Annotated in this window: 15 protein-coding genes, 1 tRNA gene and 1 pseudogene; 4 read left to right on the top strand and 13 right to left on the bottom strand. The window is 59.1% G+C overall.

Annotated elements, in window-relative coordinates:
* Window positions 1-14: 14 nt before the first annotated feature.
* From CFter6_RS10540 to CFter6_RS10530, 3 genes are read right to left on the bottom strand one after another with little or no spacing between them, the layout of a single operon-like run.
* Window positions 15-1,523, bottom strand: a complete 1,509-nt coding sequence (locus CFter6_RS10540) for an efflux transporter outer membrane subunit (protein WP_082814693.1) — start codon at window positions 1,521-1,523, stop codon at window positions 15-17.
* A 4-nt stretch (window positions 1,524-1,527) separates the two neighbouring features.
* Window positions 1,528-3,093 carry a DHA2 family efflux MFS transporter permease subunit gene (locus tag CFter6_RS10535; RefSeq protein WP_061539880.1) on the bottom strand — a complete coding sequence of 522 codons (1,566 nt, stop codon included), beginning with the start codon at window positions 3,091-3,093 and terminating at the stop codon, window positions 1,528-1,530.
* On the bottom strand, window positions 3,090-3,524 hold the full coding sequence (locus tag CFter6_RS10530) for a MarR family winged helix-turn-helix transcriptional regulator (protein WP_061542305.1): 435 nt from the start codon (window positions 3,522-3,524) through the stop codon (window positions 3,090-3,092). Before CFter6_RS10530 ends, CFter6_RS10535 begins: the two co-directional genes overlap by 4 nt.
* Before the next feature lie 189 nt (window positions 3,525-3,713).
* Here CFter6_RS10530 and CFter6_RS10525 point away from each other — a divergent pair, with 189 nt between their 5' ends.
* Window positions 3,714-4,175, top strand: a complete 462-nt coding sequence (locus CFter6_RS10525; protein ID WP_061539879.1) for a MarR family winged helix-turn-helix transcriptional regulator — start codon at window positions 3,714-3,716, stop codon at window positions 4,173-4,175.
* Window positions 4,176-4,223: 48 nt separating this feature from the next.
* Here the strand turns inward: CFter6_RS10525 and CFter6_RS10520 are convergent, their stop codons facing one another.
* From CFter6_RS10520 to mltG, 10 genes and pseudogenes are all read right to left on the bottom strand, one after another.
* Window positions 4,224-4,802 carry a hypothetical protein gene (locus tag CFter6_RS10520; protein ID WP_061539878.1) on the bottom strand — a complete coding sequence of 193 codons (579 nt, stop codon included), beginning with the start codon at window positions 4,800-4,802 and terminating at the stop codon, window positions 4,224-4,226.
* 163 nt (window positions 4,803-4,965) lie between these two features.
* A complete protein-coding gene (locus CFter6_RS25055; protein ID WP_082814692.1) occupies window positions 4,966-5,322 on the bottom strand; it encodes an energy transducer TonB in 357 nt (118 codons plus the stop codon).
* A gap of 485 nt (window positions 5,323-5,807) precedes the next feature.
* Window positions 5,808-5,897 (bottom strand) — tRNA-Ser (locus CFter6_RS10515).
* Between the two features lie 92 nt (window positions 5,898-5,989).
* Window positions 5,990-7,258: a radical SAM family heme chaperone HemW gene (gene hemW / locus CFter6_RS10510; protein WP_061539877.1), complete on the bottom strand. Its 1,269-nt coding sequence runs from the start codon at window positions 7,256-7,258 to the stop codon at window positions 5,990-5,992.
* Window positions 7,255-7,839, bottom strand: coding sequence for an RdgB/HAM1 family non-canonical purine NTP pyrophosphatase (gene rdgB / locus CFter6_RS10505; protein WP_061539876.1), 585 nt, complete (start codon window positions 7,837-7,839; stop codon window positions 7,255-7,257). Before rdgB ends, hemW begins: the two co-directional genes overlap by 4 nt.
* 80 nt (window positions 7,840-7,919) lie before the next feature.
* The gene (locus tag CFter6_RS10500; protein WP_061539875.1) at window positions 7,920-8,441 is read right to left on the bottom strand and encodes a GNAT family N-acetyltransferase; all 522 of its coding nucleotides are present in this window, start codon (window positions 8,439-8,441) and stop codon (window positions 7,920-7,922) included.
* 47 nt (window positions 8,442-8,488) lie between these two features.
* Entirely contained in the window at window positions 8,489-8,881 is a 393-nt protein-coding gene (locus tag CFter6_RS10495) for a PilZ domain-containing protein (RefSeq protein ID WP_061542304.1), read from the bottom strand.
* 27 nt (window positions 8,882-8,908) lie between these two features.
* Window positions 8,909-9,957: pseudogene (locus tag CFter6_RS10490) on the bottom strand (DNA polymerase III subunit delta').
* A complete protein-coding gene (tmk, locus tag CFter6_RS10485; protein ID WP_061539874.1) occupies window positions 9,954-10,580 on the bottom strand; it encodes a dTMP kinase in 627 nt (208 codons plus the stop codon). Before tmk ends, CFter6_RS10490 begins: the two are co-directional and overlap by 4 nt.
* A 41-nt stretch (window positions 10,581-10,621) precedes the next feature.
* Window positions 10,622-11,629, bottom strand: coding sequence for an endolytic transglycosylase MltG (gene mltG / locus CFter6_RS10480; protein WP_061539873.1), 1,008 nt, complete (start codon window positions 11,627-11,629; stop codon window positions 10,622-10,624).
* Between the two features lie 96 nt (window positions 11,630-11,725).
* Between mltG and ygfZ the strand changes: the two genes are divergently transcribed.
* From ygfZ to CFter6_RS10465, 3 genes are read left to right on the top strand one after another with little or no spacing between them, the layout of a single operon-like run.
* Window positions 11,726-12,766: a CAF17-like 4Fe-4S cluster assembly/insertion protein YgfZ gene (ygfZ, locus tag CFter6_RS10475; RefSeq protein WP_061539872.1), complete on the top strand. Its 1,041-nt coding sequence runs from the start codon at window positions 11,726-11,728 to the stop codon at window positions 12,764-12,766.
* Window positions 12,738-13,067 carry a DUF4936 family protein gene (locus CFter6_RS10470; protein WP_236904611.1) on the top strand — a complete coding sequence of 110 codons (330 nt, stop codon included), beginning with the start codon at window positions 12,738-12,740 and terminating at the stop codon, window positions 13,065-13,067. The genes ygfZ and CFter6_RS10470 overlap by 29 nt, the downstream gene beginning before the upstream one ends.
* Window positions 13,058-13,849, top strand: a complete 792-nt coding sequence (locus tag CFter6_RS10465; RefSeq protein ID WP_061539870.1) for an NRDE family protein — start codon at window positions 13,058-13,060, stop codon at window positions 13,847-13,849. The genes CFter6_RS10470 and CFter6_RS10465 overlap by 10 nt, the downstream gene beginning before the upstream one ends.
* Window positions 13,850-13,872 lie beyond the last annotated feature (23 nt).

The raw sequence follows: 13,872 nt of genomic DNA, 5'->3' as shown, positions 1-13,872 counted from the left end.
GCGAATGTTCCGTTTTATTTTGAGATCCGAGTAAGTGCCGCGTCATGGGCAGCGCTGTCGATGCGGTAACCGCCGCCCAGGGCCTTGATCAGCGACACCTCCGCCAGCAACTGCTGGCTGTGCAGCTGCAGGTTTTCATCTTCTTGCCGCGACAAGGACAAACCGGCGTTCAGCACCGCGTTGCGATCGGCCAGCCCCTGCCTGAACTTTGCCTGCGCGGTTTGCAGCAGGTCGCGGCTGGCCCGCATCACCTCGTCCTGGCGGCCGATCTGGCTCTCCAGGCCGCGCACGCTGATGGCCTGCTGCGCCACGTCGCGCACCGCGTTCAGCACGCTCTGGTTATAGTCAGCGATCAGTCCGTTGCGCTCGGAACGGGAAGACTCGATGCGCGCATCCAGGCGCTTGCTGTCAAACAGCGGCAGCGACAAGGTCGGACCCAGGAACAGGGTGCGGCTGGCCGCACTCAGCAAATTACCCATGGAAATCGAATCCAGCCCGGCCGAAGCGCTCAGGTTGATGTCGGGGTAAAACGCCGCCTGGGTTGCTTCGATCCGGCTCAGCGATGCTTCCACCCGCCAGTGTGCTGCCTGCAAGTCCGGCCGGCGCGCCAGCAGTTCCATGCCCAGCCGGGCCGGCAGCGCGTGTCGGATTCCGGTCAGCTGCTGCGGCTTGAGGTCGGCCAGTGCATTACTGTCGCCGGCCACCAGTGCGCGCAGCGCTTCACGCTCGGCAGCTGTCTGCGCCTCGAGTTGCGCGGCCTGCTTGTTCAGGGTGCCGAGTTCGCTCTCCGCCATGCGCTGCTGGTCTATCGCCACCAACCCGTGCGCAACGCGCCTGGCAGTATCGGCAACGATGTCGGTTTGGGTGACGATTGTCTGACGCAGGTTTGCCAGCCGGGCCCAGCCGCCTTGCAGGCTGAAGTAGCTTTGCGCAGTAGCGGCGGCCAGCAACTGTTCCGCCTGCGCATAGTCGGCCCGCTGCGCATTCACCTCGCCCAGCGCGGCGGCGATCTGTGCCCGGTGTTTGCCCCACCAGTCGAAGTCATAACTGGCTTGCACCTGCACTATCGCTTCAGTGTAATAAGCGCCGCCTATCGGCGCCGGAAACAGGCCGTTGCTGGAATAGCGCTGGCGAGTTCCTTCTACATTCAGATTGACGTTAGCGCCCTTGTCGGCGCGGTTGAACGCCAGTGTGGTGCGCGCCGAGTCGATGCGGGCGGCGGCGATTTCCAGCGTCGGGCTGGCAGCCAGCGCTTGCGTCACCAGGCGATTGAGCTGCGGATCGCCGTAGCGGGTCCACCATTGTTTATCCGGCCAGCCTTCGCTGGCCAGCTTGATGTCCGACGCCAGCTGCACTTTGGCCAGGTCCTGCTGCGGATAGGTATTGCGGTCAGGCGGGACGGTAGCGCAGGCAGCAACCGCCAGCGCAATCGCCAACGACAGGACAAGCGGTTTTAATGTCGATATATGCACAGCGAGTTTTTCTCCGAATTGAAGAATGGTTTTGGTTAACGGTGGGCGCATGCGCTTACTCCATCGCCGCGTGGTCCATTGCCACCGGCATGCTGGTTTTTGGCGGACGGATCAGCAGCAGCAACGGGATCACCAGCAAAGTCATGATCAGCATCAGCCAGAAATCGTTGACATAGGCGATCATCGACGCTTGCCGGGTGACCTCGTCGTTGATCACCGCCAGGCCGCTTGGCGTCGCCAGGTTGTAGGTCGAGGCCACCATCGCATCCTGGTAGGCAGGACTGGCGCCGGATATTTTCTCCACCAGCGACGAGTGCGCGACTTGGGTATTGCGCACCAACAAAGTCTGCACCAGCGCGATCCCGATACTGCTGCCGATATTGCGGATCAGGCTGTAGATAGCAGTGCCTTCGGCGCGCATTTCCGGCGTCAGCGTGGCAAACGTCGCCGCGCTCAGCGGCACGAACACCAGGCCCAGGCCGATTCCCTGGATCACGCCCGGCCAGACGATGTCGCTGGGCGACAGCACCAGCGTGTAACGCGACATCTGCCACAGCGAGAACGCCGTGACGGAAAAGCCGATCGCCAGCAGCACCCGGAAATCCACCTTGCCCACCAGCCGCCCCACCACCAGCATCGCCAGCATGGTGCCGAAGCCGCTCGGCGCGGTCACCAGGCCGGCGACTTTCGCCGGATAGCCCATCAGGGCCTGCAGCATAGCCGGCGTCAGCGCACGGGTGGCGAACAGCACCAGGCCGACGATGAAGATGAACAGCAAGCCGGTCACGTAATTGGAGTTCTTCAGCAACCGGTAATCAAAAAAGGACTTGCCGGCAGGCCGCAGTGCGGTATGCGCCAGGAAATAACAAAAACTCATCGTCAGCACAATCGCTTCGATCCAGGTCTCGCGGGCGGCGAACCAGTCGTTCTGCTCGCCGCGGTCAAGCAGCATCTGCAAAGCGCCGATGGCGATGCTAAGCGTAGCGAAACCGAACATGTCGAAACTCATGCGGCGCGCCGCAGTGGTAGCGCGTATGTATTTCAAGATGCCGTAAAAGGCCAGCGAGCCGATCGGCACGTTGATGAAAAACACCCAGCGCCAGTTGTAGCTGTCGGTCAGCCAGCCGCCCAGGGTCGGACCGAGGATAGGGCCTATCATCACGCCCATGCCCCATACCGCCATCGCTGAACCATGTTTTTCACGCGGATTGATATCCAGCAGCACCGCCTGCGACAGCGGCACCAGCGCCGCGCCGAACACGCCCTGCAGCAAACGCGCGGCGACAATCTGCGCCAGCGACATCGAGACGCCGCACGCCATCGAAGCGACGGTAAAGCCGGCAATGGAAACCAGGAAAATATTCTTCTGGCCGAAACGGTCGCACAGCCAGCCGGTGAGCGGCGTGGTAATCGCCGCTGCCACGATGTAGGAAGTCAGCACCCAGGTAATCTGGTCCTGCGATGCCGACAAGCTGCCTTGCATGTGCGGCAAGGCGACGTTGGCGATGGTGCCGTCCAGCGCCTGGATGATGGTCGCCAGCATGATGAAAATCGTAATCATGCGGCGATTGATTGGATCTCCGGAGGCTTCAGGCCCGGCTACGGCCGCCGTGCCGCTCATGGCTTTTCCTCCGCCGCCGCATCCAGCGCTTCCAGCATTTCGGTGGCGCTGCGCAATGTTTCCTTGTCGACCTCCGCCAGGAACTTGATGCGGAACGCGTCCGCCTCGGTTTTCACCCTGCGGTAAAGCGCGAGGCCGTCCGCGGTCAGCACCGCCAGCTTGACGCGGCGGTCGGTTGCCGACGGCTGGCGCACCACCAATCCTGCTTTCACCAGCCGGTCTATCATCGACATCATGGTCGGATCTTCAACCCCGAGCTTGTTCGCCAACTCGGTTTGCGACTGCGGCTGCCCGGCCTTGGCAATCATGGCAATCGCCATCCAGCCGGCCTGCCCTACACCCAGGGATTTGAGGTGACGATCCAGTGCCTGGCGCCAGCAGCGGGCCGCATTATGCAGCGCTGCCGTGAAACGTTCTTCCAAGGTCAACAATTTCAATCCTAATAATAATACAACTAATCATTAGTTATCTAACTAAAATTGTAGTGTGCTTTTTTATGGAAAACAAGCCTTTTAAGATTTCTTTTCGTGAATCGAGGCAAGGCCGCCGGACATGATCAGGGGGCGGCGCGCCGGCGCATTCTGCTAGACTGTGCAATTAAACAGGCAACCAGAAATTAGATGGCTTCGAATTCGAATACGCTAGAAGAACACTTCTCCAGCGCCCTGCATAACACGGCGCGCGCCTGGAAGCTGGCTGTCGACCGGCGCCTTAAATACCTGGGATTGAGCCAGGCCAGCTGGACTGCCGTCGCGGTCGCGGCCAAGGCCGGCGAACCGCTGTCGCAGATCGAGCTGGCGAACCGGGTCGGCATCGAAGCGGCTTCGATGGTAGCGACGATTGACCGCCTGGTGAAGCTGGAATTGGTGGTGCGCGAGCCGTCGCCGCACGACCGGCGCGTCAAGCTGGTGGTGCTGACCAAGGCTGGCCAGCAGTTATACGGCAAGGTGAAAGCGGAAGCGGATGCTTTCCGCAAAGAGCTGCTGGCCGATGTAGACAAGCAGCAGCTGTCGGCGGCCATCAAGTTGCTGGAACATTTGCAAGCGGTTGCGGAAGCCGTCGCTTCCGATGCCAAACCTTGATTTTCGTACGACTTGATTCGTCTTATTGAGTAAGCAATCCAGACGAAGTTACTCTTCATTCGCAGCCAGAGCTGCGGAGACTTGGTCAAGATACGGACCAGCAAACCGATTCCCGTGCTTGGAGCCGCGTAAGGCCATGTGCCATTGCCCAACGACTGTCCTCAATGAGGTAGATGTTTTAGCGCGTTCAATCTGTTGTATGAGATCAGCCGCAAGTAAACCGAGATACGTGTGCGCCGTCGTGGTCATGAAATCTTTGATTTCTCTGATTTTGGCATCATCTTGAGTCAGCGTATTTTCTGCTCGTCGCGGCGTAACGCCGATTGATTCTTGCGCGGAAAACGGAGCATATCCGAAAGATTTTCCAACAGAAATCTCTTGCACCTCTTTGAGCTCTGCCCCTGACAAAGTGATAAAAAGATGTGTTGACAGGACAGAAACGATATCGTCCAATTCATTCTGCGGCATTACTCCCTTCAGCGCATCCAGATTCTTCGTTCCATCCATCACGATGAGAATGCTACGCTGGCGGGCCGATAAACCAAATGTGCGCTGCGCAATTTCCTCACGGCCTTTTGCAGTCTTGGTAAAAACTGCGGACAATAAATGAGCTCGCGACGCTGTCATACGAAGTTATCCAGAGTGGATTAAACGTCGACGATAGCCGAAAGATGTGACAGGGATATTTCACGCCAGCGTTCAGGTCAATAAGCTGGCCGGGAGGACCTAGTTGACTGATGATGTCTGCAATCCACGTCAATCAAGTAGACAGTATCGGCATTCACCGTTTTTATTTAGTGTTCCATATCCATCTCATCGTCACCCACGAATCAACCGCCACCCCATTCTCTGTGGCAGATACAAATTCGCACGCTCTCATTGCGTCAGCAGCTGTTGAATCCAACCTTTTATATCCACTAGAACTCACGATTTTTGTTTCTATAACCCGCCCTTCTTTGGAGACATGCAGGCTCACGTCTACAACTCCGGTTTCATTGGCAACCAAAGAGGCTCGCGGATAGCGGGGGCGTCCACAGGTAGATGGCTTGGTCTTGGCTTTTGTTATTACTACGTTGTTCAATGGCGTAATACAAGCCGCAGTGAGCAAACTTACAGCGATGGAAATCGTGATTGTTTTCAGACGCATAAAATTTTCAGGCAAAGGCAAACATCAGGTTTTGTATAATTTTCGATTGCACAATTGCTCACCATAGGCTTATTTGATGCCAATTGATCCGTAGAAATAACTGAGTAAGCTTGCCACAGATCAACCTTGCGAAACTGACTCTGATGTATTTTTATTGCCCAAGGCAGATTTTGCAAATCAAATATACTGTCTATAAATACAGTGCATTTGAGCTAGTAAAATACTTACTGCTTCGCGTATAGCAAGTATCAGATATTCCAGGGATTGGCGTTTCGACTTGCTGGCTTTGGCTAAAGAGCAGGTCGGAGTTTCCCAAGCCAATGAGGTCAGGAGAAAGATACACAAGATGGAGCTTAAAGAGCTAAATGGATTTGCTACAGACTTGATGGATTGAAGACCAACAATTCATTGACGGGTAAAAAAATGGGTAAGTCATTGAAGTCACAAAAACACCTCTTATAAACCAATGACTTACCAATGAATTCTGGCGGAAGCGGTGAGATTCGAACTCACGAACGGGATAAACCGTCGCTAGTTTTCAAGACTAGTGCCTTCAACCACTCGGCCACACTTCCTAGGAGGCCGCAATTATACCAATTTTGCAGAAAATTAACGATACCTGACGCGCTTTTTCCTCGAATTCACCTAGATTGAGCAGGAAAACAGCTCAATCCAGCAGAAACACCTGCTGCAGGTCGTTCAGGAAGCGCCGGCCCAGTTCGGTCGGCCGGATGATCTTGTGATCGCGGTACAGCAAGCCTTTGGCTTCAGCCTGGTTCAAGGATTTTTCTATCGTATTGAGGGTCAGTCCGGTGCGTTCGCTGAACAGGTTCACTTCAAAGCCGTTGTTCAGGCGCAGCGCATTGAGCATGAATTCAAAACCCAGGTCGTCGCGGCCGATTTCGGTTTCTTCCTGCACTACATTACCCAGGCGGCTGTGCTCCAGGTAAGCCTTGGGCTGCTTGTAGCGCATCTGGCGGATCACGCGGTGCGGGAACGACAGCTTGGAATGGGCGCCGGCGCCGATGCCGAGGTAGTCGCCGAACTGCCAGTAGTTCAGGTTGTGGCGCGCCTGGCGACCGGCCTGGGCGTAGGCCGACACTTCGTAATGACCGTAGCCGGCGGCGCTGGTCTGGGCGCTGATCATGTCCTGCATTTCAGCGCTGGCGTCGTCGTCCGGTACTACCGGCGGATACTTGGCGAAATAGGTGTTCGGCTCCAGCGTCAGGTGGTATAGCGACAGGTGCGGCGGCGCAAAGCCGATGGCGGTGGCCACGTCCTGCCGCGCCTCTTCCAGCGTTTGCGACGGCAAGGCATACATCAGGTCGAGGTTGAAATTGTCGAAAGTCGCATGGGCGATCTCGACCGCGCGGCGCGCTTCGCCGTCGTCGTGGATGCGGCCCAGCGCCTGCAGGTGGCGGCCGTTGAAGCTCTGGATGCCGATCGACAGGCGATTGATGCCGCTGTTGCGGTAGGACTTGAATTTCTCAACCTCGAAAGTGCCGGGATTGGCTTCCATCGTGATTTCGGCGGCGCCGTCCAGCGGCAGCAGGGAACGCACATCCGACATCAGGCGATCCAGCCCGGCCGCCGACATCAGGCTGGGCGTGCCGCCGCCGATAAAGATCGTATAGATCTTGCGGCCCCAGATCAGCGGCAGCGACGCTTCCAGGTCGAGGCGCAAAGCCGCCAGGTACTCTTCTTCCGGAAAACCGCCCTTGGCTTCATGCGAATTGAAATCGCAGTATGGGCATTTTTTCACGCACCACGGGAAATGGATATACAGCGACAGCGGCGGCAAGGCGCTCAGGTTGAGCGCGCCCGGTTGCAGATACGCCAGCGCGGCCTGGGCGGCGGCGGACGGTGCTTTGTTGGCAGAACCGGCAGCCTGGCTTTTAGCTTGCCCCGGCATGCCTATCGGTTTGATCGGGATCATCGCAGTTTTTCAACCAAGGCACGCAGCGCCTGGCCACGGTGCGAAATGGCGTTCTTTTCGGCGGCGCTGAATTCAGCCGCGGTCTTGCCCTGCTCCGGCAGCAGGAAATACGGGTCGTAGCCGAAACCGCCGGCGCCGCGCGGCTCATCGATGATGACGCCGTTCCAGCGGCCGTCGGCGATCACCGGCTGCGGATCGTCGGCATGGCGCACGAATACCAGCACACAATAATAATAGGCCGATTTGTCGGCGTGCGGCGCCAGGTCGGCGACCAGCTTGCGGTTGTTTTCCGCATCGGATTTCGGTTCGCCGGCGTAACGCGCCGACAGTACGCCGGGCGCGCCGCTCAGGGCGTTGACGCAAACGCCGGAATCGTCGGCCAGCGCCGGCAAGCCGGTCAGGCGCGCAGCGTGGCGCGCCTTGGCAAGGGCGTTTTCGACAAACGTCAGGTACGGCTCTTCCGCTTCCGGAACATTGAATTCGCCTTGCGGGCGGACCTCAAAGTCGATCTGCGCCAGCAAAGAGCTGAATTCTTTTAACTTACCGGCGTTATTGGAGGCCAGGACCAGGGTGCGTGACATGAGCAACTCGAAACAAAATAGGAGAAAGCCGGTACTTTAGCACCGGTAGAAATTGACGTCGGACCAGCTGCTAAAACGAATTAAGCTACGCGCTTGCCCAGGATCACCAGATCGCGCTCGATGCCGTCCAGCGTGGCGACGCGCGGCATGTTGGCCCAGCGCTCGAAACCGAAGGCGTCGAACAATTTCAGGCTCGGCTGGTTATGGCCGAACACGAAACCCAGCAAGGTATGCACGCCGAAGCTCGGAGCACGCTCGATCGCCACTCCCAGCAAATAACGGCCCATGCCCTTGCCGCGCGCGTCTTCATGGATGTAGATCGACAGTTCGGCGGTGCCGGCATAGGCCGGGCGGCCATAAAAATCGGAATACGACAGCCAGCCCAGGATGGCCGGCTGGCCGTCCGCGCCCTGCTGTTCCACCACCCACAGCGGCCGGCGTTCGGCGTTGTGATGATCAAACCAGGCCTGGCGCGACGCCACCGAGACCGGTTCGGTATCGGCGGTCACCTCGCGCGAGGCAACGGTGCTGTTATAGATAGCGACGATAGCCGGCAAATCCTGCTGGCCGGCGATCCTGAAACTGTAGTTGGTTTGATTCATCGAGATGTTGCTGGCTCAACCAGCATTAATTAACCAGCTTTAATAATTTAATAAGTATGAGTGGGACGCGCCGAACCCAAAGCTGAGCCGAGCACTTCTTCGATCCGCTTGCGCAGGCGCTGGCCGCTGTCGTCGTCCGGGAAATGCACGCCGACTCCCTGCGCCTTGTTGTTATTGGCGTTCTTCGGCGTAATCCACGCCACCTTGGCGGCGATCGGATATTTGGTACCGTCGTCCATCAAGCTCAGGATCAGGTAGATTTCATCGCCCAGATGATAGCTCTTGTTGGTCGGCACAAAGATGCCGCCATTGGTCAGGAACGGCATGTACGCAGCGTACAGGGCCGATTTTTCCTTGATCACCAGCGACAAGACCGAAGGCCGGGACAGTTTGACCGGTTCAGCCGGGATTGTGGTGCTAATTGTAGTGTTTTCTGCCATCTTCATCCTCAAACTCAAGCTCAGAACTCAAGCAAACATTGCGGCGTAATCGAGCAGCATCTCTTCGATGAAGAGTCGCGCCGACAAGGGGTGTTCTGCGACTGCACGGCGCTCGTTGCTGCTTTTCAGGGCCCGCAGCAAGGCGCCGGTTTCAACTTTGGCAGCCAATCCTGCAAACACTTTTTCATAACGAGGATAATACCGGATTGTGCCGCTTAATTTAAAGGAAAACAGATCGTACAGCCAGCGCTGCTGCCAGCCCACCAGCTCGGCGACCGGGTTTTCTGCAAATGTTCGGCGCATTTCAGGGCGCCGTCTATGCCGGGCTTGGCCAGATGCTGCAAAAACTCGTCGATCAGCTCGCGTCCTTCGCTTTGCGACTGCGCATAAGCAGTCAGCGGCGCCCCGCCCTGTTCGGCCAGCCAGAGATCGGCATCCTTGACCTCTTGCTGGCGCAGCCAGGCCATGGCCTGCTCCTGCGACGGCAACGGCATGGCAAATTTGCGACAGCGCGACAAGATAGTCGGCAGCAGCCGGTCCAGGCTGTTTGAACTGAGCAGGAACACCGTGTTCGGCGGCGGTTCTTCGAGTGTCTTGAGCAAGGCGTTGGCGGCAGCGGTATTCAGCGCTTCGGCCGGATACAGCAGGACCACCCGCTGTCCTTGCCTGTGGGTCGAGATATTCATGAAGCCGGACAAGGCGCGGATCTGATCGATCTTGATTTCCTTGGACGGCGCCTTGGCCGACTTGGCAGCTGACTTTGTACTCCCCTTGCTGTCGCCATCCTCCGCGCCATCGCCCTCGGCAGCATCCTCGCCGTCCAGAATCTCAGGCCGTACACGCCGGTAGTCCGGATGGTTGTATTGCATGAACCAGCCGCAGGAACCGCACACACCGCAGGCATGGCCGTCCGCCTGCGGCTGTTCGCACAGCAGCGATTGCGCAAACTGCTCGGCGAACACGGTCTTGCCTATGCCTTCGGCGCCATGGAACAGAATCGCGTGCGGCAGGCGCGCGCGCATCTGCTGCAGCTGCTGCCAGACGCCGTCCTGCCACGGGAACAAGGAGTTGCTCATTGCTTGCCGCCGGACTGGCTTGGCAGGCTTGAAATGATTTGCGTCAGCTCTTGTTGGACTTCGGCGATCGTCCGGGTCGCATCGATGACGCGGAAACGTTCAGGAAACTGCGCAGCACGGCGCAAGTATTCGGCGCGCGTGGCGGCGAAAAAATCCGCCTTTTCCTGTTCGAACTTGTCCAGCGTGCGAGTCGCATCCAGGCGCGTGCGCGCCACTTCCAGCGGCACGTCGAACAACAGGGTCAGGTCCGGCTGCAAATGCGGGTGCACCCATTGCTCCAAAGCTTCCAGCTTGGCCAGCGGCAGTTGCCGGCCGCCGCCCTGGTAGGCGAAGGTGGCGTCGGTGAAGCGGTCCGAGATGACCCAGTCGCCGCGCGCCAGCGCCGGTTCTATCACCTGCGCCAGGTGTTCGCGGCGGGCGGCGAACATCAGCATCGCCTCGGTTTCCAGGTGCATTTTCTGGTGCAGCAATACTTCGCGCAGCGCTTCGCCCAGCGTCGTGCCGCCCGGTTCGCGGGTGGTGACGACCTGCTGGCCCTGTGCACGCAGCAAGTCGGCGACAAAAGCGATGTGGGTCGACTTGCCGGCGCCGTCTATGCCTTCAAATGTGATGAATTTTGCCATTGCCTTATCTGTTGGGTTGCCGAATGTCCCGAATATGCCAATTATCGCTGATATTGATTGACCGCCTGGTTATGTTCACCCAGGTTATTGGAGAAATGGCTGCTGCCGTCGCCGCGCGCGACAAAATACAGGGCGTCGGTCTGCGCCGGATGCATGGCGGCGCTGATCGATTCCGCGCCCGGCAAGGCGATCGGCGTCGGCGGCAGGCCGGCACGGGTATAGGTGTTGTAAGGTGTGTCGGTGGTCAGGTCGCGTTTGCGGATAGTGCCTTGGTATTGATCGCCCATGCCGTAGATCACGGTCGGGTCGGTCTGCAGCAGCATGCCGATCTTGAGGCGGTTGATGAACACGCCGGCAATCGTGCTGCGGTCGGCGCGCTTGCCGGTCTCTTTTTCCACGATCGAGGCCATGATCAGGGCTTCATACGGCGTCTTGTACGGCAACGAGGTGTCGCGCCCCTCCCAACCCTGGGTGAGGCGCTTGATCAGCAGGCTGTGCGCCTGCTTGTATACCTGCAGGTCGCTCGATCCTTTGGCAAACAGATAGGTATCCGGGAAGAACAAACCTTCCGGCATGGTGTAATCGGGCGTGATTTTTGCCAGCAGTTCGACGTCAGACAGCGCCGCAGTATCGTGTTTCAGCGCCGGCTGCGCCGCCACCGCCTGGCGCATCTGGCGGAAAGTCCAGCCTTCAATCACGGTCAGCGATTCCTGCGCAAACTCGCCGCGCACCAGTTGCGTCAGCAAACGCAGCGGCGTGGCGCCCGGCTTCAGTTCATAGCTGCCGGCTTTCAGCTTGCTGCCCTTGTCGGTCACCCGCGCCAGCAATTCCAGCAACTGGGGATTGACGCCGACCCCGGCTTCCTCAATCTGCTGCGCCGAACTGGCCAAAGTGCTGCCTGGCTTGATCGTAAACGGCCGCACCGGACCGGACTCGAAAATCGGCTGCTGCGCCCAGTAAGCCACGCCGCCGGCGGCCGCACCGCCCAACAAGATCACGCTCAACAATAGTTTTTTAAACAAGACCGGTCCGCTCCGATTGGTTTCCATGCATCCCGCAAAAACGGCCGACTCCAACGCTTTTTTTGCGACATCTCTATAATCAACCCAATATGATAATCGCTGTTTCGGGAATGCCTACAATTTATGAATGAAATGACAAGTACCTGGCTGGATTTTGCACAACAGCAATCGTTCGACGCGCTGCCCGCGACGGCCGCTGCTGGCGCGTCTTTTGTTGCGCCGCTGACCGATCTCGGCCTGATCGCGTTCACCGGCGAAGATGCCGCCAGTTTCCTGCATACCCAGCTTACCAACGATGTCCAGAACCTGGCTGCCGGACAAGCCCGGCTGGCCGGCTACTGCTCGCCGAAAGGACGCTTGCTGGCGACCTTCCTGATATGGAAGAGCGGCGACAGCATCCTGCTCCAATTGCCGCGCAGCTTGCAGGCGGCGATCCAGAAGCGCCTGCAAATGTTTGTCATGCGCGCCAAAGCCAAGCCGGCCGACGTCTCCGATGCACAAGTCATCCTCGGCTTGGCGGGCAATGCCGCCGGCGCTACGCTGGCGCCCTGGTTCCCGGCCTTGCCGGCTGAACCCTATGCCAAGGTCGATAACGAACATGGCACCCTGATCCGCGTCGCCAATGCAGGTTCTGCACCGCGTTATCAATGGATCGCCAGCCCCGAGATTGCCATCGCCGCCTGGCCGCAACTGAGCAAGAGCCTGCAGCCGGTCGCGGCGTCCGCCTGGCGCCTGGACGACATCCTGGCCGGCGTGCCGCAAATCACCTTGCCGACGCAAGAACAGTTTGTGCCGCAAATGATCAATTTTGAAGTGATCGGCGGCGTCAATTTCAAGAAAGGCTGTTATCCGGGGCAGGAAATCGTCGCGCGCAGCCAGTACCTGGGCAAGCTCAAGCGCCGTGCGGTGCTGGCCAGCGTTGCCGCCACCGGTATCGCTGCCGGCGCCGAAGTCTTTTCCAGCGCCGATCCGGACCAGCCCTGCGGCATGATCGTCAATGCCGAAGCCGACAGCGCAGGCAGCAGCCGCTGCCTGCTGGAAATCAAGCTGGCCGCCCTGGAGAGCGGCACGGTGCACCTGGGTTCGACCGCCGGTCCGCAACTGCAGTTCCAGGCACTGCCCTATTCCATCGTCGATGTCACCGACGCCGAATTGTCGGCGTAAGCGCAAGATGAGCTCCGATCTCTACATCTATTACCGTGTGGCTGCCGGCAACGCCCAGCAGTTCGACCAGGCGGCGGCAAAAATGCTAGCCGGGCTGTCGCTGCAATACCAGATCGCCACCGCCCTCAAACGCAGTCCCGAAATCAAGGATGAACATCACACCTGGATGGAGGTGTATTCTTCGGTGCCGCCGGATTTTACGAAAATAATCGATCAGGCGGTTGCCGAACACGGCCTCGCGGCCTTGATCGATGGTCCCCGTCGTACTGAATTTTTTGTGAATATTTCATCATGTGCTTGATCGTTTTTGCGTGGCAAGTGATTCCTGGCTCCCCTTTGATAGCCGCCGCCAACCGCGATGAATTCTATGCGCGCCCAACCGCGCCGGCCGGCTGGTGGGAAGACCGTCCCGGCATCTACGCCGGGCGCGACCTGCAGGATGGCGGCACCTGGATCGGCATCACCCGCGGCGGGCGCTTTGCCGCCATCACCAACGTGCGAGCGCCGGCGGAACGGCGCACCGATGCGCCCACCCGCGGCACACTGGTGTCGGATTTCCTCGGCAGCCAAAAGACGGCGGCCGAATACGTTGCGGAAATTTCCGGCGACGCCGCGAAATATAACGGCTTCAACCTGCTGGTCGGCGACGGCAAGGACCTGATCTGGTATTCGAACAAGCACCTGGATGACGCTCGCAACGGCCAGCCGCTGCCTGCCGGCATCTATGGCCTGTCGAACGCCTCGCTGGACGGCTGCTGGCCCAAGGTGGTGCGCACCAAGGCGCAGTTCGCCAGCCTGCTGTGCCAGGGCGCGCCCGACGCCTGCTTCTTCGACATGCTGAGCGACACTACCCGCGCCGGCGATTGCAGGCTGCCGTCGACCGGCGTCGGCGTCGAACTGGAGCGTGTGCTGTCGGCGGTATTCATCCAGTCGCCCGACTACGGCACGCGCGCCTCTACCCTGGTTCGGATCAAAGCCAACGGCAGCGCCATGCTGCATGAACGGGTGGCGCCGCCGTTTTGCCCTTCTTCGCCGATACACACCCATCCGGCATCGCCATCCGAATCGCGCTGTTCGCGCTGATGCCTATGCCGTGACAACGGCGG

Source organism: Collimonas fungivorans (assembly GCF_001584145.1).
Classification (GTDB): domain Bacteria; phylum Pseudomonadota; class Gammaproteobacteria; order Burkholderiales; family Burkholderiaceae_D; genus Collimonas; species Collimonas fungivorans.
Note: the sequence above shows the minus strand (reverse complement) of the source record. Positions and strands in the feature narration are given on the sequence as shown.